The organism is Klebsiella pneumoniae subsp. pneumoniae HS11286 (assembly GCF_000240185.1).
Taxonomy (GTDB): Bacteria; Pseudomonadota; Gammaproteobacteria; order Enterobacterales; family Enterobacteriaceae; genus Klebsiella; species Klebsiella pneumoniae.
The window spans coordinates 730,918-755,685 of record NC_016845.1 but is presented as its reverse complement, the minus strand read 5'-3'; the positions used below and the strand labels follow the sequence as shown (position 1 = coordinate 755,685).

Annotated in this window: 23 protein-coding genes; 7 read left to right on the top strand and 16 right to left on the bottom strand. The window is 57.6% G+C overall.

Going from position 1 to position 24,768, the window contains the following annotated elements:
* The first annotated feature begins 5 nt into the window (after window positions 1–5).
* Complete coding sequence (locus KPHS_07160) at window positions 6–779, top strand: peroxide stress protein YaaA (protein ID YP_005225016.1); 774 nt, start codon at window positions 6–8, stop codon at window positions 777–779.
* 68 nt (window positions 780–847) lie between these two features.
* Here the strand turns inward: KPHS_07160 and KPHS_07150 are convergent, their stop codons facing one another.
* The 6 genes from KPHS_07150 to KPHS_07100 form a co-directional block, all read right to left on the bottom strand.
* The gene (locus tag KPHS_07150; protein ID YP_005225015.1) at window positions 848–1,225 is read right to left on the bottom strand and encodes a hypothetical protein; all 378 of its coding nucleotides are present in this window, start codon (window positions 1,223–1,225) and stop codon (window positions 848–850) included.
* Window positions 1,226–1,540: 315 nt separating this feature from the next.
* A complete protein-coding gene (locus tag KPHS_07140) occupies window positions 1,541–2,821 on the bottom strand; it encodes a threonine synthase (protein ID YP_005225014.1) in 1,281 nt (426 codons plus the stop codon).
* Window positions 2,822–2,824: 3 nt separating this feature from the next.
* On the bottom strand, window positions 2,825–3,754 hold the full coding sequence (locus tag KPHS_07130) for a homoserine kinase (protein YP_005225013.1): 930 nt from the start codon (window positions 3,752–3,754) through the stop codon (window positions 2,825–2,827).
* A 1-nt stretch (window position 3,755) separates the two neighbouring features.
* Window positions 3,756–6,218: a bifunctional aspartokinase I/homoserine dehydrogenase I gene (locus KPHS_07120; RefSeq protein ID YP_005225012.1), complete on the bottom strand. Its 2,463-nt coding sequence runs from the start codon at window positions 6,216–6,218 to the stop codon at window positions 3,756–3,758.
* A 201-nt stretch (window positions 6,219–6,419) separates the two neighbouring features.
* On the bottom strand, window positions 6,420–6,536 hold the full coding sequence (locus KPHS_07110; RefSeq protein ID YP_005225011.1) for a hypothetical protein: 117 nt from the start codon (window positions 6,534–6,536) through the stop codon (window positions 6,420–6,422).
* 42 nt (window positions 6,537–6,578) lie between these two features.
* Window positions 6,579–7,265, bottom strand: coding sequence for a putative RNA methyltransferase (locus KPHS_07100; RefSeq protein ID YP_005225010.1), 687 nt, complete (start codon window positions 7,263–7,265; stop codon window positions 6,579–6,581).
* A gap of 632 nt (window positions 7,266–7,897) precedes the next feature.
* Here KPHS_07100 and KPHS_07090 point away from each other — a divergent pair.
* The gene (locus KPHS_07090; protein ID YP_005225009.1) at window positions 7,898–8,614 is read left to right on the top strand and encodes a two-component response regulator; all 717 of its coding nucleotides are present in this window, start codon (window positions 7,898–7,900) and stop codon (window positions 8,612–8,614) included.
* Window positions 8,615–8,676: 62 nt separating this feature from the next.
* Here KPHS_07090 and KPHS_07080 read toward each other — a convergent pair whose 3' ends face one another.
* The 4 genes from KPHS_07080 to KPHS_07050 are packed head-to-tail and all read right to left on the bottom strand — an operon-like array spanning window position 8,677 to window position 12,695.
* Window positions 8,677–10,035 carry a cell envelope integrity protein CreD gene (locus tag KPHS_07080; RefSeq protein ID YP_005225008.1) on the bottom strand — a complete coding sequence of 453 codons (1,359 nt, stop codon included), beginning with the start codon at window positions 10,033–10,035 and terminating at the stop codon, window positions 8,677–8,679.
* A 60-nt stretch (window positions 10,036–10,095) separates the two neighbouring features.
* Entirely contained in the window at window positions 10,096–11,520 is a 1,425-nt protein-coding gene (locus KPHS_07070) for a catabolite repression sensor kinase (protein YP_005225007.1), read from the bottom strand.
* Entirely contained in the window at window positions 11,520–12,209 is a 690-nt protein-coding gene (locus KPHS_07060) for a DNA-binding response regulator CreB (RefSeq protein YP_005225006.1), read from the bottom strand. The genes KPHS_07070 and KPHS_07060 overlap by 1 nt, the downstream gene beginning before the upstream one ends.
* Before the next feature lie 12 nt (window positions 12,210–12,221).
* On the bottom strand, window positions 12,222–12,695 hold the full coding sequence (locus KPHS_07050; RefSeq protein YP_005225005.1) for a protein CreA: 474 nt from the start codon (window positions 12,693–12,695) through the stop codon (window positions 12,222–12,224).
* Window positions 12,696–12,904: 209 nt separating this feature from the next.
* On the opposite strand from KPHS_07050, the gene KPHS_07040 reads away from it, so the two are divergent.
* A complete protein-coding gene (locus KPHS_07040) occupies window positions 12,905–13,774 on the top strand; it encodes a right origin-binding protein (RefSeq protein ID YP_005225004.1) in 870 nt (289 codons plus the stop codon).
* Here the strand turns inward: KPHS_07040 and KPHS_07030 are convergent.
* A complete protein-coding gene (locus KPHS_07030) occupies window positions 13,771–14,418 on the bottom strand; it encodes a phosphoglycerate mutase (RefSeq protein ID YP_005225003.1) in 648 nt (215 codons plus the stop codon). The genes KPHS_07040 and KPHS_07030 overlap by 4 nt on opposite strands.
* A 113-nt stretch (window positions 14,419–14,531) precedes the next feature.
* Here KPHS_07030 and KPHS_07020 point away from each other — a divergent pair, with 113 nt between their 5' ends.
* Window positions 14,532–15,047: a thiamin metabolism associated protein gene (locus KPHS_07020; RefSeq protein YP_005225002.1), complete on the top strand. Its 516-nt coding sequence runs from the start codon at window positions 14,532–14,534 to the stop codon at window positions 15,045–15,047.
* Here KPHS_07020 and KPHS_07010 read toward each other — a convergent pair.
* Together KPHS_07010 and KPHS_07000 are read right to left on the bottom strand one after the other, a co-directional pair.
* On the bottom strand, window positions 15,034–15,363 hold the full coding sequence (locus KPHS_07010; RefSeq protein YP_005225001.1) for a Trp operon repressor: 330 nt from the start codon (window positions 15,361–15,363) through the stop codon (window positions 15,034–15,036). The genes KPHS_07020 and KPHS_07010 overlap by 14 nt on opposite strands.
* A gap of 88 nt (window positions 15,364–15,451) precedes the next feature.
* Window positions 15,452–17,389, bottom strand: coding sequence for a soluble lytic murein transglycosylase (locus KPHS_07000; RefSeq protein YP_005225000.1), 1,938 nt, complete (start codon window positions 17,387–17,389; stop codon window positions 15,452–15,454).
* 228 nt (window positions 17,390–17,617) lie between these two features.
* Between KPHS_07000 and KPHS_06990 the strand changes: the two genes are divergently transcribed.
* Window positions 17,618–19,285 (top strand): ATPase, encoded by a 1,668-nt coding sequence (locus KPHS_06990; protein ID YP_005224999.1) that lies wholly within the window; start codon window positions 17,618–17,620, stop codon window positions 19,283–19,285.
* Window positions 19,286–19,377: 92 nt separating this feature from the next.
* Here the strand turns inward: KPHS_06990 and KPHS_06980 are convergent, their stop codons facing one another.
* Genes KPHS_06980 through KPHS_06960 form a run of 3 tightly spaced genes read right to left on the bottom strand, consistent with a single transcriptional unit; the run spans window position 19,378 to window position 22,995 of the window.
* Window positions 19,378–20,610 (bottom strand): nicotinamide-nucleotide adenylyltransferase, encoded by a 1,233-nt coding sequence (locus KPHS_06980; RefSeq protein YP_005224998.1) that lies wholly within the window; start codon window positions 20,608–20,610, stop codon window positions 19,378–19,380.
* A 21-nt stretch (window positions 20,611–20,631) separates the two neighbouring features.
* Window positions 20,632–22,014, bottom strand: coding sequence for a DNA repair protein RadA (locus tag KPHS_06970; protein ID YP_005224997.1), 1,383 nt, complete (start codon window positions 22,012–22,014; stop codon window positions 20,632–20,634).
* A gap of 9 nt (window positions 22,015–22,023) precedes the next feature.
* Window positions 22,024–22,995, bottom strand: coding sequence for a 3-phosphoserine phosphatase (locus KPHS_06960; RefSeq protein YP_005224996.1), 972 nt, complete (start codon window positions 22,993–22,995; stop codon window positions 22,024–22,026).
* A 104-nt stretch (window positions 22,996–23,099) separates the two neighbouring features.
* On the opposite strand from KPHS_06960, the gene KPHS_06950 reads away from it, so the two are divergent.
* Window positions 23,100–23,747, top strand: a complete 648-nt coding sequence (locus KPHS_06950) for a YtjB family periplasmic protein (RefSeq protein ID YP_005224995.1) — start codon at window positions 23,100–23,102, stop codon at window positions 23,745–23,747.
* Window positions 23,747–24,763 carry a lipoate-protein ligase A gene (locus KPHS_06940; RefSeq protein ID YP_005224994.1) on the top strand — a complete coding sequence of 339 codons (1,017 nt, stop codon included), beginning with the start codon at window positions 23,747–23,749 and terminating at the stop codon, window positions 24,761–24,763. Before KPHS_06950 ends, KPHS_06940 begins: the two co-directional genes overlap by 1 nt.
* The last annotated feature ends 5 nt before the right edge of the window (window positions 24,764–24,768 follow it).

The window sequence follows — 24,768 nt, the reverse complement described above, 5'->3', positions numbered from 1 at the left end:
TGGATATGCTGATTCTGATTTCACCTGCTAAAACGCTCGATTATCAAAGCCCGCTGGCAACGACTCGCTATACCCAGCCCGAACTCCTCGAGTATTCTCAGCAGCTTATCGGCATCGCCCGTAAGCTGAGCGCACCGCAAATCGGCAAGCTGATGAGCATTAGTGACAAGCTGGCGGATCTAAACGCCACCCGCTTCCACGACTGGCACCCTGACTTTACGCCGCAAAATGCCCGCCAGGCGATCCTCGCCTTTAAAGGCGATGTCTACACTGGCCTGCAGGCAGAGACACTCACCGAGGACGACTTTGACTTCGCCCAGCAGCATCTGCGCATGCTCTCCGGGCTGTATGGCGTGCTGCGCCCGTTAGACCTGATGCAGCCCTACCGCCTGGAGATGGGGATCCGTCTGGAAAATCCGCGCGGCAAAGATCTGTACCAGTTCTGGGGGGATACCATTACCGAGAAGCTGAATCAGGCGCTGCGCGACCAGGGCGACGATATCGTCATCAACCTGGCTTCCGATGAATATTTTAAATCGGTGAAAACGCCAAAATTGCAGGGTCAGCTGATCAAGCCGGTATTCCTCGATGAGAAGAACGGCAAATTCAAAGTGATCAGTTTTTATGCGAAGAAAGCCCGCGGCCTGATGAGTCGCTACATTATTGAAAACCGCTTAACCCAGCCGGAGCAGCTCAAAGCCTTTAATAGCGAAGGCTATTTCTTTGATGCGGATGCCTCAGAGAAAGGCGAACTGGTGTTTAAACGCCACGAGCAGTAACACGTTACGGTAATAAAAAAGGGGAATTATTCCCCTTTTCAATATAATTAAGCAGATTATTACTTATTTTAACGCACCCAGTTTTCCACCACGCCTTTTTCATCGAAGAAAATCATCAGCGAGTTCGAATCTTTTTGGCTGGACTTATCGACCGCATCGGCAGCTTGCGATGCCCCGGTTACCGGGATCATGGAACCCGCGAGGCTGACCAGGTTGATCCCTTTATCTACTGAATAATACCAGCTCTCTTTACCCGACGCCGTCACCGTCGTATGACCAGAATCCGGGGCACCAAAATACTGACGAACCTCGGCCTTGGTGGTTTTTCCGACAATGAGATGTTGTTTCAGATAGGCTGGCGTTAATTTATCTTCATTACCGCCAATCGTTGTCCCGGAGCAGCCTGTTAAAGCGAACACCACCAAAAAAAGAGATAAAATACGCATGTTTCCTCCTTGAAAACCTTGTGCATTAACAATGCATCTATAACAAATGATATCTATAGCTGCTTCATAATAAAATCAGCAGCATAAATATAAGCAGCATGAAATAATAAATAAAAAAGATAATCCAGTGGAATTATCCGGCAAAGATGACAATCCGTAAAAGAGTTTGCAATAAAAGCAGTGCGCTGACAATAAAACAGTGTGGGGAATTTTATGGAGAGAAATTTTGCTGATATGGAAAAAGTGCGTTAAATATAAAAACCGGGCAATAGCTGCCCGGTTTGGTCGATCATGTTGCCGATATTATTGCCTGGCTTAGCCCATCATCAGCTTACGCAGCGCGGCGAAATCCGCCGGCAGGTTGTGAGACAGCAGCGGCAGGTCGGCGCGGTCGGCCAGCTCCTTCGGCAGCGGCAGAGTCTCCTGCAGGATCTCCTCCACGCTCTCTTTGAACTTCGCCGGATGGGCGGTGCCGAGGAACAGGCCGTACTCTCCCGGCTGCAGCTGATCGCGCAGCGCGCGCCAGGCAATCGCCGCATGCGGTTCAGAGATGTAGCCGATGGCCTTCAGCTCGCGCATCGCTGCTTTGGTGGTCTCATCATCGACCGCGGCATAGCCCAGCTCGCTGAGACGCCAGATTTTACGGCGGAACAGCTCTTCAACGCGCGGCCAGTTGTTCGGCTGGCTGACGTCCATGGCGTTGGACAGCGTCGCCTGGGTGGCTTTTGGCGCCCACTCGCCGCCCTGCAGATAGCGCGGAACGGTGTCGTTGGCGTTGGTGGCGGCGATAAAGCGCTTGATCGGCAGCCCCAGCGACTTGGCCAGCAGACCGGCGGTCAGATCGCCGAAGTTGCCGCTCGGCACGGAAATCACCAGCTGATTGCGGGCTTCCTGCGGCAGCTGCGCCGCCGCTTCGAAGTAGTAACAGATCTGCGCCAGCAGGCGGCTGATGTTGATGGAGTTAGCCGAGTTGAGACCCAGCGTCGCCTTCAGCTCTTCATCGTCAAACGCCTGCTTCACCAGCGCCTGGCAGGCATCAAAGTCGCCATCAATCGCCACGGTTTCAATATTGCCGCCGAGGGTACAGAACAGCTTCTCCTGCAGCGGACTGATCTTGCCGCGCGGATAGAGGATCACTACCTTGACGTTCGGCAGGCCGTAGAAAGCATGCGCCACCGCCGCCCCGGTGTCGCCAGAGGTCGCGGTGAGGATGGTGACCGGCTTATCGCCTGCGATGTGGGTCAGCATCTGCGCCATAAAGCGGCCGCCGAAATCCTTGAACGCCAGCGTAGGGCCATGGAACAGCTCCAGACAGCCGACATCTTCCTGAACCTTGCTTACCGGCGCCGGAAACGCAAACGCCGCGCGCACCCGCTGCTGCAGGACATCCTGCGGGATCTCATCGCCGATAAAGGCGGATAAAATTTTGGCGCTACGGGTGACAAAGTCCTGCGCCAGCATGTCGTCGATTTCAGTCAGGCTGAATTCCGGCAGATCGTGCGGAAAGAACAGGCCCTGATGCTTGCCAAGTCCCTGGGTGACGGCCTGCGCAAAGCTGACCTGCTCGTTATGATCTTTTAAGTTATACAGTTTCATTGGTTATCCCACTACGCGTGCGCCCGCCGTGTCCAGCCGGCAAATATGAACAAAGCCTTCCTGATTCTGCAGATAGTGCGCGCCAAGCCAGTCGGCGACGCGCTGTGCGGTATCCGGTTTATCACACAACGCGAACAGCGTTGGGCCAGAGCCGGAGATGCCGCAAGCCTGGGCGCCCATCTCCATGGCCGCCTGACGCGCTTCGCTAAAGCCCGGCAGCAGTTTGGTTCGGTACGGTTCGGCAATCACATCTTTCATCAATTTTGCCGCCAGCTGCGGCTGGCGGGTGTAGCAGGCGTGAATAAAGCCCGCGAGGTGGCGACCATGGGCGATACAATCCTGGCGGCGATACTGCGCCGGCAGAATCGCCCGCGCTTCAGCAGTAGAGACTTTAATCCCCGGATAGGCCAGCACCCACAGCCACTCATCAAACCCGGGCACCTGCTGACTGATAATCCCATTCTCTTCGATCATCAACTGCATGCCGCCAAGATAGCACGGCGCCACGTTGTCGTAGTGAATGCTGCCGGAGATACGCCCTTCCATCTCTCCCATCAGCGCCAGCATGCGCGTCTCGTTCAGCGGCTTGCCGCAGAACTCGTTCATGGCCACCAGCGCAGCGACCACCGAGCAGGCGCTGGAACCCAGCCCGGAGCCAATCGGCATGTTTTTTTCCAGCGTCATCGCCACCGGCACCGTCTTGCCGATCTCCCGGCAAAAGCTTTCCCAGCACTGGTAAACAATGTTCTCCTGCGGCGCCGTCGGCAGTTTGCTGGCGAAGCGTCCAAGATTCTGCAGGCTAAATTGCTCCGCCGCTTCGACAGTGACGTTGTCGCCAAGCAGCGTGCCATCGACCGGCGTGACCGCCGCGCCCAACACATCAAACCCGACGCTCATATTGGCACTGGAAGCCGGGGCATATACTTTGACCATCTTAAACTCCTAACTTCCAGGACAGGGTGCGCAGCAGGTCGGCGAATACGCCGGCCGCCGTGACGTCGTTCCCGGCGCCATAGCCGCGCAGCACCAGCGGCAATGGCTGATAATAATGGCTATAAAAAGCCAGCGCGTTCTCACCATTCTTAACTTTGAACAGCGGATCGTTGCCGTCAACCGCGGCTATTTTTACCCGGCAGGTACCATCCTCTTCGATGTTACCGACGTAGCGCAAGACTTTACCTTCATCGCGCGCCTTAGCAACCCGCGAGGCAAAACCATCATCCAGCGACGGCAGGCGGGCCATAAAGGTCTCGACATCGCCGCTGGCGTCGAAGTCCGGCGGCAGCGCCGACTCGACGATAATGTCCGCCAGCTCCAGTTCACGCCCGGTCTCGCGGGCCAGAATCAGCAGTTTACGCGCCACATCCACCCCGGATAAATCGTCGCGCGGATCCGGCTCGGTATACCCCATCTCACGGGCCATCGCCGTCGCCGCGGAGAAACTCACCCCCTCGTCCAGCTTGCCGAAGATAAACGACAGGGAGCCGGACAGGATCCCGGAGAAATGGCGCAGCTCATCGCCGGCGTTGAGCAGGTTCTGCAGGTTCTCAATCACCGGCAGGCCCGCGCCAACGTTAGTGTCATAGAGGAACTTACGCCGCGAGCTGCTGGCCGCATGGCGCAGCTGGTGATAGTAATCCAGCGAAGAGGTATTGGCCTTTTTGTTCGGCGTCACCACATGGAAACCTTCGCGCAGGAAGTCGGCATACTGATCGGCGACCGCCTGGCTGGAGGTACAGTCGACGATCACCGGATTGAGCAGGTGGTACTCTTTCACCAGGCGGATCAGGCGGCCAAGATTAAACGGCTCTTTCGCCTCCGCCAGTTCCGCACTCCAGTTTTCCAGATTCAGGCCATGCACGCTGGTCAGCAGCGCCTGAGAATTGGCTACACCGCAGACGCGCAGATCGATATGTTTGTTCTTCAGCCACCCCTGCTGGCGCTTGATCTGCTCTAGCAGCGCGCCGCCGACGCCGCCGACGCCGATGACAAACACTTCAATCACCTGGTCGGTGTTGAACAGCATCTGATGGGTCACGCGCACGCCGGTGGTGGCGTCGTCATTGCTGACCACTACCGAAATTGAGCGCTCGGAAGAGCCCTGGGCAATCGCCACGATATTGATATTGGCGCGGGCCAGTGCCGCAAAGAATTTCGCCGAGATACCGCGCAGGGTACGCATTCCGTCGCCCACCACGGAGATGATCGCCAGACGCTCCATAATCGCCAGCGGCTCCAGCAGCCCCTCTTTCAGCTCCAGATAAAACTCATCTTCCATCGCCCGTTTGGCACGTGCGCAGTCGCTCTGCGGCACGCAGAAACTGATGCTGTACTCCGAAGAAGATTGAGTGATCAACACCACCGAGATGCCGGCGCGGGACATGGTGGCGAAGACGCGGGCCGCCATGCCGACCATCCCTTTCATCCCCGGCCCGGAGACGTTGAACATCGCCATGTTGTTGAGGTTAGAGATGCCTTTCACCGGCAAATCGTCCTCGTCGCGGCTGGCGCCGATAAGCGTTCCCGGCGCCTGTGGGTTGCCGGTATTTTTAATCAGGCATGGGATTTGGAACTGGGCGATAGGGGCGATGGTGCGCGGGTGCAGCACTTTCGCGCCAAAGTAGGAGAGCTCCATCGCCTCCTGATAAGACATCGATTTCAGCAGGCGCGCATCCGGCACCTGACGCGGATCGCAGGTGTACACTCCGTCGACATCGGTCCAGATTTCGCAGCAGTCAGCGCGCAGGCAGGCGGCCAGTACCGCAGCCGAGTAGTCGGAGCCGTTACGTCCCAGCACCACCAGCTCGCCTTTCTCATTGCCGGCGGTAAACCCGGCCATCAGGATCATATGGTCTGCCGGGATCTGGCTGGCGGCAATGCGGCGGGTGGATTCGGCGATATCGACGGTGGATTCCAGATAGTGACCCACGGCGAGCAGTTTTTCGACCGGGTTAATGACACTGACTTTATGTCCACGGGCTTCCAGCAGACCCGCCATGATGGCGATGGAGAGCTTTTCGCCGCGGCAGATCAGCGCGGCATTGACGCTGTCCGGGCACTGACCCAGCAGGCTGATGCCGTGCAGAACATGCTTAATCTGAGCAAATTCCTGCTCCACGAAGGCTTTTAACTGGGCAAGCGGGAAAGCGGGCTGGGCGTCGGCAAGGCCCTGAAGAAGTTCGGCAAAAATGCGTTCGGCGTCGGCAATATTGGGGAGGGCATCCTGGCCGCCAATGGTCTTTTCAATCATCGCTACCAGGTGGTTAGTGATCTTCGCCGGGGCAGACAGGACCGTCGCTACCTGCCCCTGCCTGGCATTACTCTCCAGAATATCGGCAACCCGCAGAAACCGTTCCGCATTTGCCACTGATGTACCGCCGAACTTCAACACTCGCATGGTTCTTACCCCTTGATCTCTTGTCAAAAAAAAGCCCGCACTGTTCAGGTGCGGGCTTTTTTCTGTGTTTCCTGTACGCGTCAGCCCGCACCGTTACCTGTGGTAATGGTGGTGGTGATAATGGTGGTAATCATGCCGATGCGATTCATGGATGTTGTGTACTCTGTATTTTTATCTGTCTGTATGTCCTGCCTATATTGGTTAAAGTATCTGCCGTCTTAAGTCAATGAATTTCTCAATTTGCCCCATTTCAGCAGGCTTACGTATTTTCCCGCTGCCGTGAGAAAAAACATCCAGATCAGCGGAAAACCAGCTCATAGAACAGCGTACACATCCATAAATAAAAAATATGGCAGAGTTTTATTCTGGCAGGTTTTTTTCAATATCATGCAGCAAACGATGCAACATTGCCGTGTCGCGCTGCTGCAGCAGGCCCAGCCGTTGCGACAACCAGTCGGCCAGTTTGGCATCATCCTCAACGCCCAAACGCGAAAGTAACGCCAGGGTACGAGTACGTAAGGCCTGCAGCTGATGATGGTCTGCCGCAGCGGCGGCGGGCGCCGTTTGTTGCATTAGCGATGCTAATTGATAACAGTAGACCATCACCGACTGGCCGAGATTCAGCGACGGATAATCCGCAGCCATCGGCACACCGGTCAACACATCAGCCAGCGCCAGCTCCTCATTGGTCAATCCGGCGTCCTCACGACCAAATACCAGGGCAGTATGGTTCATCCACTGCGCCTTCTCCTCCAGCAGCGGCAACAGCTGCTGCGGCGTGGCGTAATAGTGAAAACGCGCGCGGCTGCGGGCGGTGGTGGCGACGGTAAAATCAACGTCATGCAGCGCCTCGGCAAGGGTGGGATAGGTGGTGATACCATCGAGGATGTCGCCTGAGCCATGCGCCACCCAGCGTGCCGGCGGCGCCAGGTGGGCTTCGCTATCGACGATCCGTAGTTCGCGAAATCCCATGGTTTTCATCGCCCTGGCGGCAGCGCCGACGTTCTCGGCCCGGGCAGGACCGACTAAAATAATCGTTAAACGCATTGCGGTTTCTTTCTCTCTCTCAGGCGTTATCGAGGCGCAGCGCCCCCCATTTTACGCGGTGAAAATTTACAAATTTGCAACAAAAATCACTAAAATTGCGTTTTCTTACCCATAAAAAAATCTAAACTGTTCTCAGGAGGCCGTGACAAGGAGTATGTTAACAGAACCCATTTATCCATATGATGGGCAATGCAATTTCATCTGATGCATCGTTTCAGGCTTTGGATTCACTGTATTTATTAATTTATCCACGCAACTAGTTGAGCCTGGTAAAGATTGTGACTATAAAGAGCATGGCGATGCAATGATTTCACAAGACTGTTAACGTGCTACAATTGAACTTGATATATGTCAACGAAGCGTAGTTTTATTGGGTGTTCGGCCTCTCTTAGCCTGTTATGTTGCTGTTAAAATGGTTAGGATGTCAGCCGTTTTTGACACCGTCGGGTCCAGAGGGAAAGTACCCACGACCAAGCTAATGATGTTGTTGACGTTGATGGAAAGTGCATCAAGAACGCAATTACGTACTTTAGTCATGTTACGCCGCGCATGTTAATTTGCGACATGCAGCAGGCAGGTCAGGGACTTTGGTACTTCCTGTTTCGATTTAGTTGGCAATTTAGGTAGCAAACATGCAGACCCCGCACATTCTTATCGTTGAAGACGAGTTGGTAACACGCAACACGTTAAAAAGTATTTTCGAAGCAGAAGGTTACGATGTATTCGAAGCGACCGATGGCGCGGAAATGCATCAGATCCTGTCTGAAAATGATATCAACCTGGTGATCATGGATATCAACCTGCCGGGTAAAAATGGTCTTCTGCTGGCGCGCGAGCTGCGCGAGCAGGCAGACGTCGCGCTGATGTTCTTAACCGGCCGCGACAACGAAGTGGATAAGATCCTTGGCCTCGAAATCGGCGCTGACGACTATATCACTAAACCGTTTAACCCGCGTGAACTGACTATCCGCGCGCGCAACCTGCTCTCCCGTACCATGAACCTCGGTACCGTGAGCGAAGAGCGTCGCAGCGTGGAAAGCTACAAGTTCAACGGCTGGGAACTCGATATCAACAGCCGTTCCCTGGTTAGCCCGAACGGCGAACAGTACAAGCTGCCGCGCAGTGAATTCCGCGCGATGCTGCACTTCTGCGAAAACCCGGGCAAAATTCAGTCTCGTGCCGAACTGCTGAAGAAAATGACCGGTCGCGAGCTGAAGCCGCATGACCGTACCGTTGACGTGACCATTCGTCGGATTCGTAAACACTTCGAATCCACTCCGGATACCCCGGAAATCATCGCTACCATTCACGGTGAAGGCTACCGTTTCTGTGGCGATCTGCAGGAATAATACGATTTATTCCGCAGCCATGATGCGAAAACGGCGCCCCAGGGGCGCCGTTTTTTATGCCGTCACTCTTTCCAGAGACGCAGCTTATCGTCATCGGCAGCCGGTGTCGGAGGCACTGTGCCTTTCGGCAGCGATAACGCATACCAGTCCACGCGACGGGTCAAAAACATCAGAACGCTCAGCGCCAGCGCCAGCACCCCGGTACCCAGCAGCAGCGCGCTATCCTCAGAATGCAACAGAAACCACATCACGCCATCCAGCAGCAGTAGCGCGGCGACAAACAGCAGGCTGTTACGCCATCCTCTGAGCACCGCCTGAAGGTAGATCCCATTCATCACCGCGCCAGACAGGCTGGCCGCCAGCCAGGCGGCGGTAAAACCAATGTGCTCTGAGAGCGCCAGCAGCACCAGGTAAAACAGCACCAGCGATAAGCCCACCAGCAGATATTGCATCGGATGCAGGGGGCGACGGGTCAGGCTCTCGAACACGAAAAAAGCCATAAAGGTCAGCCCGATTAACAGGATGGCATATTTTGTCGCCCGATCGGTTAGCTGGTACTGGTCGGCAAGGGACATCACATCGGCACTGAACGCCGGCAGTCGCGACCACGGGATCTCCATATCATCCTTGAAATAGCTCCCCATATCGTTGGCGAACCAGCTGCTTTGCCAGTGGGCGCGATAGCCGGCAGCACTCACTTCCCGTTGCGTTGGCAGGAAGCTGCCGAGAAAACCGGGATGCGGCCAGTTACTGGTCAGCTGCAGCTCGCTGTTACGCCCGAGCGGCACCAGTGAAAACTCACCCGTCCCGTTCAGATCGAGTGAAAAGGCAATCTCAAGCGGCTTGTTGTCCTCCGCCAGCGCAGGCATTGGCATATGAATACCTGCGCCATCGCCGCTTATCCCCAGCCCCGGCTCCACGCTTAATACGTTACCGTTGACCTCCGGGGCATGGATGGCGCCAATGCCGCGGGCATCGCCGACGCTCACCACCAGCCGCGGCTGGCCTAAGACGATATTCGTTTTTCTCAGCGCCGCCAGACGCAGCGGATCAAACGAGGCCTTAATCTGCAAGACGTTATGCCAGACCTGGCCGCTGTAGATACCCACCCTCCTCGACTCCACGGTCTGCTTGCCGGCGACCGCCAGCGACTCCGGCAGCCAGTAATACACCCAGCTCCGCTGATAGTTGACCTCTTTTTGGTTCTCCATGCGGGTCAGGGTCTCGGTTATCGGAATAGCGATCAGCGGTCCGGCGAGTTTTTGCGAGCCGCTGGTGCTTTGCTCAATGGCGTCCACCACTTCGTTACGATAATCCGCTCGCTCATTAATAAGCTCCCTGACCATCATTAACGGCAAAGATAGCAGCACAATACAGCCTATTAACGTGGTGATTTTCCAGAATAACGGTGATTTCAACATAGCCTTTCTCCCTATCGTGATGGCCTCACAATAGGACGGCTGTGTGGGGAGAATTTGAAGCTATGTGAAGGGACGGTGAAGTCGCAGCGTGGCGACCACGCCGCCTTCGGGCCGATTGTGCAGATTGATATCGCCGTGATGCAGGCGCGCGACTTCACGAACGAACGCCAGCCCAAGGCCGCTGCTCTTATGGCCGTCTTCGCGCGGCAGCGAATAGAATCGCTCAAAGATTCGTTCCAGGGCATAGTCCGGAATACCGCACCCGTTGTCGATAACGCTCAATTGCACCTCTTCATTTCGCTTCTCCGCAGCCAGGGCGATCTCACCGCCCTGGGGGGTAAAGTCAATCGCGTTGTCGAGCAGATTACCCAGCGCCTGGGCCAGCAGCTCGCCATCGCCATTGACCAGCATCCCACTCTCCCGCCAGCGCAGGGTGATAGCTTTCGCCGCCAGAGCGATGTTGCGCTCCTCCGTCAGCCGTTGGTATAGCGCATCTATCGACACCGGATGCTGCTTTATCTCCAGCCGGCTTTCCAGTCTCGCCTGCTGGAGCAGCCGCTCCACCAGCAGTTGCATCCGGGTGTTTTGCGCGAGGATATTATCAGTAAACCGCGCCGCTACCTCAGGCGGCGGCCCTTCGCGCAGGATCTCCGCCGCGCCGCGGATGGCCGCCAGCGGGCTTTTCAGTTCATGGGTCAGGTCATAGACATAGTTTTCGATGGCATTCTTACCTTCGAGCTTTACCCGCATGCTCTCCAGAGCCTGGGCCAGCTTGCGCAATTCGCTGCTGCCAACCTCCGGCAGCGGCAGCGGGCGCTCAGCGGTCACCGAGTCCGCATAGCGCACCAGCTTGCCGATAGAGAAATTGATCCACCAGACGACGCCGCCGCCAATCAACAGCGCAATGCCCAGCAGGGCGCCGCCGGCCCAGAGGATCCGCCGCTCGCTGCGCTTAATGACCGGCGTCATCGCCAGGTTGGGTTTACCGACGCTCAGCACGCCGATAATCCGCCCCTTATCCATCACCGGCGCGGCGATATACATCACCGAGCTGGCTTCATCATGCGGATCGCTGCGCGTACTGCGCGCGCCGTACTGGCCGCGCAGGGTGAGCCAGACATCGTTCCAGCGCGAATAGTCCTGCCCTGTCGCCTGCCCGCTGGAGTCAAACACCACCTTGCCCCGGGCATCGGTCAGATAGACGCGGTACTCATTACGTACCTTTTTAATTCCGCCAATATTGGCGTTGAGCGGCTGCTGGTTGAGCTGGTGAAAGGCCTGCGCCAGCCTGCCCTGCTGCGGGTTTGCCGCCAGCAGATCCTCACGCGCCAGCGCCGCCAACAGGGTAGCGGTATCATTGAGGGTCCCCTCTGTCGCCCGGCGCACGCCCGGCTTCACTTCCTGGACAAAGATCGACAGCACAAACCACGCGGCGATCGCGACGATAAGAAAATAGCCCAGCAGCAGGCGCATGCCGATGCGCATCAGCCGCGCCCCAGGCTGTAGCCCATACCGCGATGGGTATTGATTGGCGCCTTTTCAGGATTCACAGCCCGCAGCTTAGCGCGCAGGGTTTTGATATGGGTATCGACGGTACGGTCGAGGCTTTCCCAGGCATCGATCCACACCAGCTCCATCAGCTGCTGACGGGAGAAGACGCGACCGGGCGCGTGAAGCAGGGTTTTCAACAGCAGAAATTCGTAGCGCGTCAGATTCAGCGGCTGGCCGAACCAGCTGATCGCCGCCGCCTGCTCATCGAGCACAAACTCGCCGACGCGTACCACCGGCGATGGCGCGGCAAACTTCTGCAGCCGCCGCAGCACGGTTCGCACCCGCGCGCAGACTTCGCGTGGTGAAAACGGCTTGGCGATATAATCGTCAGCGCCGATTTCCAGCCCCAGCAGCTTATCGACCTCGTCGCTACGCGCCGTCAAAAACAGCACCGGCAGCGCCGGATAACGCGTCAGCAGACGCCGACAGAGCTCGAAGCCGCTGATATCCGGCAAGCCGACGTCGAGGATGGCGACATCTGGCGCCTGATGCGCCGCCGCCTCCAGCGCGGGCAAACCGCGGCCAAAGACGCTGACCTGGAAGCCCTCCTGCTGCAGCATGTAAACCAGGGTATCAGCGATACTCTGTTCATCCTCAACTAACCAAATCCGTGGCTGCTGCATGCGCACTCCCGTTTATTTATTCCATGGCATGATCGGCACGGCGCTGATGGCGTTCTTCGGCGAGCCATCAACCACTTTATCCGAGTAGGTCAGATAGACCAGCGCATTGCGCTTCGCATCATAGAAACGCACGACCTGCAGTTTTTTAAACACCAGCGAGGTGCGCTTCTGGAACACCACGTCGCCCTGGCTTTTACCGTTTTTGATTTTGTCCGTTAGCTCAATCGGCCCGACCTGCTGGCAGGAAATCGCCGCGTCAGAGGTATCTTCCGCCAGCCCCAGCCCGCCTTTGATGCCACCGGTTTTCGCCCGGCTGATATAGCAGGTCACGTTCTGTACATCCGGATCGTCAAAGGCTTCGACGACGATTTTGTGATCCGGCCCTAACCATTTGAAGACCGTATCCACGGAACCAATCTGCTCCGCCTGAGCCAGCTGGCTACCGGCCAGCAGGAGCAGCCCCATCGCAAACTTCTTGTATTTCATATTGTTACCATTATTAAAAAATATAGCTGAGTGATTATCACGCACTTAGCAGAAAAGGTTTATAGATCACAGCTTTACAAAATTATCGTTCAAATCCCCTGACCTACCGCATTTAAAAGCAAAAAAAACACTGAATGCTAAAACATCAAAAAATGCTATTATCCGCTACTTTAATATCAGGCACCTGTGTTTAAGGATGGGGACATTTTATGGATCAAGCAGGGATTATTCGCGATCTCCTTAGCTGGCTGGAAGGTCACCTGGATCAGCCGCTTTCTCTGGATAATGTGGCGGCGAAGGCAGGTTATTCCAAGTGGCATTTGCAGCGAATGTTTAAGGATGTCACCGGCCATGCCATCGGTGCCTATATTCGCGCGCGCCGCTTGTCGAAATCTGCTGTCGCATTACGCCTGACCGCCCGTCCAATCCTTGATATTGCGCTGCAGTACCGTTTCGACTCCCAGCAGACCTTCACCCGAGCGTTTAAGAAACAATTCTCGCTGACGCCGGCGCTCTACCGCCGCTCGCCGGACTGGAGCTCGTTCGGTATGCGCCCGCCGCTGCGTCTTGGCGAATTTACCCTGCCGAAACATGAGTTTATCACTCTGCCCCCTACTCAGCTGCTTGGCGTGACCCAGAGCTATACCTGTAAGCTCGAGGAAATCTCCGATTTTCGTAACCAGATGCGGGTCCAGTTCTGGCGAGACTTCCTCGGCAACTCACCGTCAATCCCCCCGGTGCTCTACGGGCTGCATGAGCCGCGTCCGAGCCTGGAAAAAGACGATGAGCAGGAAGTATTCTATACCACCGCGCTGACGCCGGAGATGGCTAACGGCCACCTGCAGCATGCCCATCCAGTGACCCTGGAGGGCGGCGAGTATGTCATGTTTACGTATGAAGGGCTGGGTACCGGTCTGCAGGAATTCATCCTGACCGTCTACGGCACCTGCATGCCGATGCTGAACCTGACGCGTCGCAAGGGGCTGGATATTGAACGCTTCTACCCTGAAGATGAAAGCCGGGATCAGGCCACGCCGATTCAGTTGCGCTGCGAGTATCTGATCCCGATCCGCCGTTAACGCTGCAGCTCGTCCATTGCGGGGGCGTCAAGATGCGAGACGTCGCCCGCCGTTTCCACCACCCAGCCGGAAGCCAGCCACGGGCTTTGCTGATAGTCGACGCGCGAAATAGAGCAGTTGCGCAGCCGCAGACGACGCTCAGCGTACGCCGGCAGCCCTAATATCGTGCTCACCAGGCAGCCCAGCGCGATCCCATGACTCACCAGCAGCGGCCGGCTACCGGCGGGTAATTCCAGACAGGATGCCAGCGCCGCATGCATACGCTCGCTGAGCTCCTGCATCGATTCGCCCTGCGGAATACGACCGTCCGGTGTGCCGTTGACCAGCTGGCGACGCCAGCCTTCTTCTTCTTCGCTGAGCGAGTCGATATGGCGCTTCTCCAGCACCCCCATATCCAGTTCGCGCAGGCGCGCATCGGCGATCACGCTGCAGCCGCAGGCTTCGGCGATAATTTCTGCTGTGCGGCGGGTTCGCCCCAGATCGCTGGTAATGATATGGGTGATCCCCAGCGTTCTGGCGCGCTCGCCCACCTGCCAGGCCTGGCGCTCACCATGGGCGGTCAGCGGGCTGTCGGACTGACCCTGAATACGTCGCTCGGCGTTCCACTGCGTTTCACCGTGGCGAACAAGGTATACTTGTAACATGCTTTTTTTCCGTTCTGGACTCGTTATCAACCGCTTTCGGGCATTACCGCCTGCCCTCGGGGTGATTTAGAGTATACTGCGATGACGTTAGTTTATTCTGAGTTGTTTTGATTATGCACCATGTTGTCTCAGCGACCACTAATCCCGCCAAAATTCAGGCAATTCTGCAGGCTTTTGACGAGATTTTCGGCGAAGGATCCTGCCACATTGAGTCCGTCGCCGTCGAGAGCGGCGTGCCGGAACAGCCCTTCGGCAGCGAGGAAACGCGCGCTGGCGCACGAAATCGCGTCGCCAATGCGCGCCTTGCCCAGCCAAATGCCGATTTCTGGGTAGCCATCGAAGCCGGTATCGACGATGACAGCACCTTTAGCTGGGTGGTCATCGAAAGCGCCAGCCAGCGCGGAGAAGCGCGCTCAGCCACGCTGCCGTTGCCTGACGTTATTCTTGAGCAGGTTCGCGCTGGCGAAGCCCTCGGCCCGGTCATGTCGCAGTATACCGGCATCGATCAGATCGGTCGTAAAGAGGGGGCGATTGGGGTTTTCACCGGCGGCAGATTAACCCGCAGCAGCGTTTACCACCAGGCGGTCGTGCTGGCGCTAAGCCCGTTCCATAACGCTATTTATCGCTAGCCAGCAGCGTCTGCTCCAGCCACTGGCGCAGCTCTACCGGCGCCGATTTCAGGCTGTTCGACCCGCGGGTAATGGTCGCAATTCCGGCGCCGAGCTCATTTTTCAGCTCACGCTGGCTCATCTCGCCGCGCAGCAACTCTTCGATAATGCGCACCCGGGTACCCAGGGCTTCGCGCTCGTCGGGCGTCAGCATCAGCTGCAGCAACGGCAGATGCAGATCCTCAGCATAGGCCTGCTGAAGCAGGGCAACAAAGCGCAGCCACTCCTGATGACGTTGTTCGGCAACGGCCGCGGAATAGGGAGATTGTTGGGTCATATCGCGCCACCATATTGAGACGGGCAGCTTACGCTGCCCGTCGAATGTACTCTTCAACGAGTACAAAGCATAACATACTTCCCGGCGATCAGTAACGCTGGCGCCACTCCGCATCGCTGAGGATCTTATCCTGCTGCCCCATAAAGTAGCGGTAGTAGGCGTCATAGGAGAGGACATTCTTCACGTAGCCGCGGGTTTCCGAAAACGGAATACTCTCGACAAACGCCACGGCGTCGATCCGTCCGGCGCTGTTCCCCTGCCAGCTGCGTACCCGGCCCGGCCCGGCGTTATAGGCCGCTGAGGCGTAGATACGGTTATTGCCGAACTGCTGATAAACGTACTGCAGATAGCTGGTGCCGATGTTGATGTTGGTTTCCGGATCCAACAGCTGCGACGGGCCGCTGTAGCCGGGAATGCTGAACATACTGACGGTATGCGTCGCGGTGCCCGGCATAATCTGCATCAGTCCGCTGGCGCCGACCGGCGAGCGCACTTTCGGGTTCCAGGCGCTCTCCTGACGGGCAATCGCCATCGCGTAGCTCTGCGGAATATCTTTGCCGCTAACATAGCGGGCAAACAGGTCGTTATAGGCCAGCGGGAAACGTTCTTCCAGCTGATCCCACAGCTTACCGGCGATCGTCGCCTGCACGCTCAGATCCCACCAGTGCTGATCGAAGGCATAGCGCGCCAGCTGCGCCTGCTGGGATTTGGTGCGACTAGTGACCAGGTTGGCCCATTCGGTGCGCGCGGTGTTATCCATATTCCAGTACATCAGCTCACGTACCCGCGCCATCTCCGGCCCGGAGGCCAGCGCCGGATCGATGGTGCCCGAGGCTTTATCGATGCGGAAGGTATACTCCTCGCCAAGACGCTGCGCGGCGACCATCGGGTAGAAGCCTCGCTGTTGCATCAACGAGCGAAGGATCGCCTGCGCCTCCTCATCCCTGCCGCGCTCCAGCAGCAGATCCGCCTGCCAGTAGCGCCATTCGTCTTTCTCTTTCGCCTCCATCGGCAGGCGCGCCAGCCAGGTGTTGAGGCCATGGCGATCGCCCGTCCCCAACGCCATCCGTACCCGCCGCTCCACCAGCGGCGTGGACTGCGAACGCATGATTGCGTCATCGCGCCAGATGGCCTGCTCTTCGGTTACATCGCTACCCATCAGGCGCCAGGCGACAATATCGCGCAGTTCCTGGGTCTGATCCTCATTGAGCTGCTGAGCCTGTACCAGCGAAGGGATCATCAGGCGGGCATTTTCCACGTCCTGGCGGGCGACGCTGGCGAAGGCGACGGCGGCCATCTGACGGGTAAAGTCCGTCGCCCCGGTGGTGCGGGCGAAGGTGAGGACGCTGTTTGGATCGTTAGCCAGGGCGACCACGGCGCTGGCGATGCTCTGGTAGTTGGCGGGCATTTGCTGGGCCAGCGATTTCACCAGCCCGATATTGCCGGCCTTCATCGCCAGGCGGATCCGTTCGAGATATGCCAGCGGATCCTGCTGACCGGAGTCGCGCCAGGCGCTGAACAGCGGTTCACAGGCGCCGGGCTGATTCTTGCCCGTCAGCCACAGCTCTTTCGCCCCGCTCCAGGCCTCCTGCGACTGTCCCACGCTCAGCTTGGCGTAGTAATAGTTGCACTGCGCCTCGGTGCTGGTCGGCTTATCCGGGCTAAACGCCAGCAAGCCGCGCCAGTCGCTGCGCCGGGCCAGTTCATTCACGAAGCGCGAACGTAATGAACGCGCAGGGGGCAGCGTCGGATTGGCGTCAATAAAGTTTTTCACCACCAGCGCCGGCTGGTTCATCAGATCGTCGGTGATCTGTCGGTACTGCAAATAGGGATACAGGGGATAGGTGCTTAACGTGGGCATCAGCTGGTCGACTACATCCATCTGCCGGTTATCCCACGCCTGCTTAATTTGTGCGTAGCGGCTGCGCTGTTCATCCAGTGAATCCGCATGCGCCAGCTGACTCAACGTCAACAAACCAACGCTGGCAGCCAAAAGATGCCACGTCATTTTTTTGGCTTTTTCCACAAGCTCTTCCTCTTTCCGGTGCATTTTCGCAGCATCGTGCCGCTTAAAAACCCCTGCCGGTTCGGCAGGCGGCTTTACTTATGCTAATCAGACAACGCTAAACGCGCCATGTCCTGGACATTTTTTTACGCTTCTGTGAATCCTGTCGCCTCGCTGGGATTAGCGCGCGAAAAAGGCTACACTTCGGCTTTGAACTATCTATCAAAATAGAAAGAGGCGAAGTCCAACGTGGCTCAATTCGTTTATACCATGCATCGTGTCGGCAAAGTGGTTCCGCCGAAACGTCATATTTTGAAAAATATCTCCCTCAGCTTTTTCCCTGGCGCGAAAATCGGTGTGCTCGGTCTGAACGGCGCCGGTAAATCTACCCTGCTGCGCATCATGGCCGGTATCGACACCGAGATCGAAGGTGAAGCGCGTCCGCAGCCCGGCATCAAAATCGGCTACCTGCCGCAGGAGCCGCAGCTCAACCCGGAGCACACCGTGCGCGAGTCCGTGGAAGAAGCGGTCGCCGAAGTGGTTAACGCGCTGAAGGGGCTGGACGAAGTCTATGCCAAATACGCCGAGCCGGATGCGGACTTCGATAAGCTTGCCGCACAGCAAGGCAAGTTCGAAGAGATTATCCAGGCGCACGACGGCCACAACCTGAACGTCCAGCTGGAGCGCGCGGCCGACGCCCTGCGCCTGCCGGACTGGGATGCGAAAATCGCTAATCTTTCCGGTGGTGAACGCCGCCGCGTCGCGCTGTGCCGTCTGCTGCTGGAAAAACCGGATATGCTGCTGCTCGACGAACCGACCAACCACCTCGACGCCGAGTCCGTCGCCTGGCTGGAACGCTTCCTGCACGACTTCGAAGGCACCGTGGTGGCGATTACCCACGACCGTTACTTCCTTGATAACGTCGCCGGCTGGATCCTCGAGCTTGACCGCGGCGAAGGTATTCCGTGGGAAGGCAACTACTCCTCCTGGCTGGAGCAGAAAGACCAGCGTCTGGCGCAGGAAGCTTCTCAGGAAGCCGCACGCCGCAAATCTATCGAGAAAGAACTCGAGTGGGTTCGCCAGGGCGCGAAAGGCCGTCAGTCTAAGGGCAAAGCCCGCCTGGCGCGCTTTGAAGAGCTTAACAACGTTGAATATCAGAAACGTAACGAGACTAACGAACTGTTCATTCCGCCAGGCCCGCGTCTGGGCGATAAAGTTCTGGAAGTCAGCCATCTGCGCAAATCTTACGGCGACCGCGTTCTGATTGACGATCTGAGCTTCTCGGTACCGAAAGGCGCTATCGTCGGCATCATCGGTCCGAACGGCGCGGGTAAATCCACCCTCTTCCGCATGATGTCCGGCCAGGAACAGCCTGATTCCGGCACCATCACCCTGGGTGAAACCGTTAAGCTGGCTTCCGTCGATCAGTTCCGCGACGCGATGGACAACAGTAAGACCGTGTGGGAAGAAGTGTCTGGCGGCCTGGATATCATGAAGATCGGCAACACCGAGATGCCGAGCCGCGCCTACGTGGGCCGCTTTAACTTCAAAGGCGTCGACCAGGGTAAACGCGTTGGCGAGCTGTCCGGCGGTGAACGTGGTCGTCTGCACCTGGCGAAACTGCTGCAGGTCGGCGGTAACGTCCTGCTGCTCGATGAACCAACCAACGACCTGGATATCGAAACCCTGCGCGCGCTGGAAAACGCCCTGCTGGAGTTCCCGGGCTGCGCGATGGTTATCTCGCACGACCGCTGGTTCCTTGACCGTATTGCCACCCACATTCTGGATTACCAGGATGAAGGTAAGGTTGAGTTCTTCGAAGGTAACTTTACCGAGTACGAAGAGTACAAGAAACGCACTCTCGGCGCCGACGCGCTGGAGCCGAAGCGAATCAAGTACAAACGTATCGCGAAATAAACGCAAAAAGGCAACGCAAGTTGCCTTTTTTAATGTTTGCTCCCTCTCCCATTGGGAGAGGGTTGGGGTGAGGGCTACAGCCCGCAGAGCACCTACCCCTGCTCGCCCATCAGCTGTTTCACCAGCTCGACGCAGCGCAGGAACCGGGCATCGTAGTCCGACTCCTTCACATGGACGAATTCGATCTCGTTCTCTTTCAGCAGCGATACCAGCAACGACTGAAACTCTTTACGATCCACCGAGCTTCCAAGACTGCGCAGTCCATCGGCCACCCACGGGGTATTGTTCTCCAGCAGGATCACCAGGTCGAAGCGGTATTCATCAATCAGCGCCTGCACAAACGGGTGCTCACGTCCCTCGTACTTCAGACAGAAGGCCTGAGTGCTGACGAAGTCGGTATCGATGAACGCCACCTTGTTGGCATATTTCACCGCAAAATCAATATACTGCGCATGCCCAAGGGCAATTTTATCGTAATCCGAATACTGGAGCGCCATCTCATCGCCGCCGAGATGCGAAAAAACATAATCCCGGCCATATTCCCAGGCGCTGGTGGTATTGAAGATATTGGCGAGTTTATTGACCAGCGTCGATTTACCGCTCGACTCGCCGCCGAGGATCGCCACCGTCCGCACAAAGAACGGTTTCACTTCCGTCGGAATATATTCCCAGTAGCGGAACGGGTTCTCGCGGATCTGCCCGCCGCTAATATTCATAAAGGTCCGCTTAGGATCGATAAGCACCGTCTCGATCCCCAGATGCTCAAGGTACTGCGGCGCATCGGCCTCTTCCGAGGTATAGATCCGGTTCGGCTCGATCCCTTTTTCGCTCATAAAAGCGCGGATCCCATGGCTCCAGACGTCCCAGCCGTGCGGATAGGGCTCCATCCCCTCTTCATTGAAGGCGTGGATGCGAATATTCTTCTGATATTTAAAGGTTTGCAGCAGCCAGCGCAGGCGGTCAGGCACCGTCGGCTGTTGCGACATGGCGCTCTCTTCAAACAGCTCGCGGTCGCGGGTATCGTCATAGCCCATAATGATATGCAGCTCATCGACCTGGCTACAGGCGCGCTGTATCAGGTAGATATGCCCGGTATGCAGCGGGTAAAACTTACCAAACACCACGCCGACGCTTTTCTGTCGGCGGGGAAACTCCAGCCCGAGGAAACGATGCAGCGCTTCAAGCTTCTGCGCGCTCGGGCTTTTGATTTTGGCATTCAGCAGCTGGCTAAGATACCCCTTGGTCATTCCGCTGGCTTCCGCCACCTGCTGCAGGGTACAGCCTTTCTGCTTAATGGCGCTTTTTAAATAGTCAAATGACGACATCGCTAATCTCCTTTTAACTTATTATAAGTCGTCAAAAACGCTTAGCGCGTCTGAAAGCTTTTTCACGCCAAAGATTTGCATGCCTTCCGGCACTTTTTTCGGCACATTGGCCGCCGGGACGATGGCGCGGCGAAAGCCGTGCTTCGCCGCTTCGGAGATACGCTCCTGACCGCTCGGTACCGGGCGAATTTCCCCGGCCAGCCCCACTTCGCCAAAGACCACCAGATCCTGCGGCAGAGGACGGTCGCGCAGGCTGGAGACCATCGCCAGCAGCAGCGCCAGGTCGGCGCTGGTTTCCGTGACCTTCACCCCGCCGACCACATTGACGAAGACGTCCTGATCGGCCATCTGTAGGCCGCCGTGACGGTGCAGCACCGCCAGCAGGATCGCCAGACGGTTCTGTTCCAGCCCCACCGCAACGCGGCGCGGGTTGGACATCATCGAGTGATCGACCAGCGCCTGGATCTCCACCAGCAGCGGGCGGGTCCCTTCCCAGACCACCATCACCGAGCTACCGGAGGTGATTTCATCTCCCCGGCTGAGGAAGATAGCGGACGGGTTGCTCACTTCGCGCAGGCCCTGCTCGGTCATGGCGAAGACGCCCAGCTCGTTCACCGCGCCAAAGCGGTTTTTATGGCTGCGCAACGTGCGGAAGCGGGAGTCGGCATCCCCGTCCAGCAGCACCGAGCAGTCGATACAGTGCTCCAGCACCTTCGGACCGGCCAGCGAGCCGTCTTTGGTGACGTGGCCGACCATCACAATCGCCACGCCGCGAGTTTTAGCAAAGCGCGTCAAATAGGCCGCGGTTTCCCGTACCTGGGCGACGCTGCCCGGCGACGACTGCACGTCGGCCATATGCATCACCTGGATGGAGTCGATCACCATCAGCTGCGGCTTTTCTTCATCGGCGATCTGACAGATCTGCTCAATGCTGGTTTCCGAGAGCATGTTCAGGTTGGCCGTTGGCAACCCGAGACGATGGGCGCGCATCGCCACCTGCTGCAGGGACTCCTCCCCGGTGACGTACAGGGTTTTCATCCCTTCCGCCAGTTTGCAGAGGGTTTGCAGCAGCAGCGTCGATTTGCCCGCGCCGGGGTTGCCGCCAATCAGGATCGCGCTGCCCGGCACTACGCCGCCGCCCAGCACGCGGTCGAATTCTTTAAAGCCGGTGGAGAAACGCGGCAGCGCCTCCAGGCTGATATCTGACAGCTTCTGCACCTTCGACACGCCGGCGTTACCGGCATAGCCTGAAAGACGCTCGTTTCTCGCCACCTGCGGCGACGCGGCGATGCGCATCTCGGTGATGGTGTTCCAGGCATGGCAGGCGCTGCACTGCCCCTGCCAGCGCGGATAATCCGCACCACATTCATTACAGACAAATGCGCGTTTTGGAGCTTTCGCCACGTTTACCTCTTACTTTTGGTTCATGCTGCCCGAGAGAATACAGAATACCCCCATCAGGTCAGCGTGGCGGATAGTCACTTCCGCCTGTTCATTCACTTTGGGCTTCGCGTGATAGGCGATGCCAAGCCCTGCTGCCTTAATCATCGGCAGGTCGTTGGCGCCATCGCCGATAGCCACGGTTTGCGCCGTTGGGATCTCATACTTTTCCGCCAGCTTGCGCAACGTATTGGCTTTATATTTCGCATCGACGATATCGCCGAGCACGTTGCCGGTGAGCTTGCCGTCGCGGATCTCCAGCTCATTGGCGAATACCGCGTCGAGATGCAGTTTGTCGCGCAGATACTCGGCAAAGAAGGTGAAACCGCCGGAGGCGATCGCCACTTTCCAACCCAGCGTTTCCAGCTTGAGCACCAGCTGCGCCAGGCCCGGCATCAGCGGCAGCGCGTCGCGAACCTGCAGCAAAATACTGGCATCGGCGTCTTTCAGCGTCGCCACGCGCTGGCGCAGGCTGGCGGTGAAGTCCAGCTCGCCACGCATCGCCCGCTCGGTCACTTCCGAGACCAGCTCGCCGGTGCCGGCCAGTTTCGCAATCTCATCGATGCATTCGATCTGAATCGCCGTGGAGTCCATGTCCATCACCAGCAGGCCCGGGGTGCGCAAATGGGGAATTTTACCCAATGGCGCGACGTCCAGCCCCGCCTCATGCGCCAGTCGCGTCGTACGGGGAGTCAGCGAACCGGCCAGACGGATCACCTGGTAATCCTCGACCACCCAGGAGGCAACGATCACTAACGCGGCGCCCAGCTCACGCTGCCACGCCGTCAGCCGACGTTTATCCAGACCGCGACCATACAGCAGCCAGCCGCTGCGCCCGGCGTGATAATCCAGCGGCATGACCTCGTCGCCGCTCAGGGAAAGCGGCAACCCAGGCCACAGGGAAACGTCTTCAGGCAGGTCGCACCAGGTCAAACTGTTAGGCATTACGGCTCCACATCTCTTCATTCAGGCGAGGAAAATAACGCATGAGGCTACCTTGTAACCAGCGCTTCTGGCAACATTAAGCTGCAAATTTTCAAAGGTGGAATATGGTTCGCGCAAAACTGAAATTCCGGCTGCATCGTGCGGTCATTGTTCTTATCTGTCTCGCCCTACTCGTCGCGCTGATGCAGGGCGCTTCGTGGTTCAGTCAGAACAGTCAGAAACAACGCAATCCGCAGCTGGAAGAGCTGGCCCGCACGCTGGCGCAGCAGGTGGTGCTGAATCTCGCGCCGCTGATGCGCAGCGAGACGCCTGACGAGAAGCGCATCAATCAGCTGTTGACCCAGCTAACCCATAACAGCCGCGTCCTGGACGCCGGCGTATATGACGAACAGGGCGACCTGGTGGCGCGCTCTGGCGAAAGCGTCGAGGTTCGCGACCGGCTGGCGCTGGATGGTAAAAAAGCCGGCGGCTACTTCAACCAGCAGATTGTCGAACCGGTGCCAGGAAAAAACGGCCCGCTGGGCTACCTGCGTCTGACCCTCGATACTCATACCCTGGCGACCGAGGCGAAGCAGGTGGATAATACCACCAATATCTTACGCCTGATGCTGTTACTGTCCCTGGCTATCGGCGTGGTGCTGACCCGCACGCTGCTGCAGGGCAAACGCACCCGCTGGCAGCAATCGCCCTTCCTGCTCACCGCCAACAAGCCGGTTGAGGATGAAGACGATGAAAAGAAAGGAAATCTATAATGTCCACATTGCGCCTCCTGCTCTCTGACTCTTACGACCCGTGGTTCAACCTGGCGGTCGAGGAGTGCATTTTCCGCCAGATGCCCGCCACCCAGCGGGTGCTGTTCCTGTGGCGCAATGCCGATACCGTGGTCATCGGCCGCGCGCAGAACCCGTGGAAGGAGTGTAATACCCGCCGCATGGAGGAAGACCATGTGCGGCTGGCCCGTCGCAGCAGCGGCGGCGGCGCGGTGTTCCACGACCTCGGCAATACCTGCTTTACCTTTATGGCAGGCAAACCGGAGTACGACAAAACCGTCTCCACCGCTATTGTGCTGGCGGCGCTTAATTCACTCGGCGTAACCGCCGAAGCCTCCGGGCGCAACGATCTGGTGGTCAAAACCGACAGCGGCGACCGCAAAGTCTCCGGCTCCGCCTATCGTGAAACCATGGACCGCGGTTTTCATCACGGTACCCTGCTACTCAACGCCGATTTAAGCCGTCTCGCCAACTACCTCAACCCGGACCAGAAAAAGCTGCAGGCTAAAGGCATTACCTCGGTGCGCGGACGGGTGGCGAACCTGGTTGAGCTGCTGCCGGGCATTACCCATCAGCAAGTTTGCGAGGCGATCCAGGAAGCATTCTTCAGCCATTACGGCGAACGGGTGGACGCCGAGGTGATCTCCCCGGACAACACGCCGGATCTACCAAATTTTGCTGAGACCTTCGCCCGTCAGAGCAGCTGGGAGTGGAACTTCGGCCAGGCGCCGGCCTTCTCTCATCTTCTGGACGAGCGCTTTCGCTGGGGCGGCGTTGAGCTGCATTTTGACGTCGAAAAAGGGCATATCACCCGCGCGCAGGCCTTTACCGATAGCCTGAACCCGGCGCCGCTGGAGGCCCTGGCGGCACGCTTAGTCGGCTGTCAGTATCGGGCAGAAGTATTACAGCAGCAGTGCGAGGCGCTGGTCGGCGATTTCCCGGAGCAGGAAGCGGAACTGAAAGAACTGTCGGCGTGGATTGCCGGCGCAGTGCGCTGATAAAA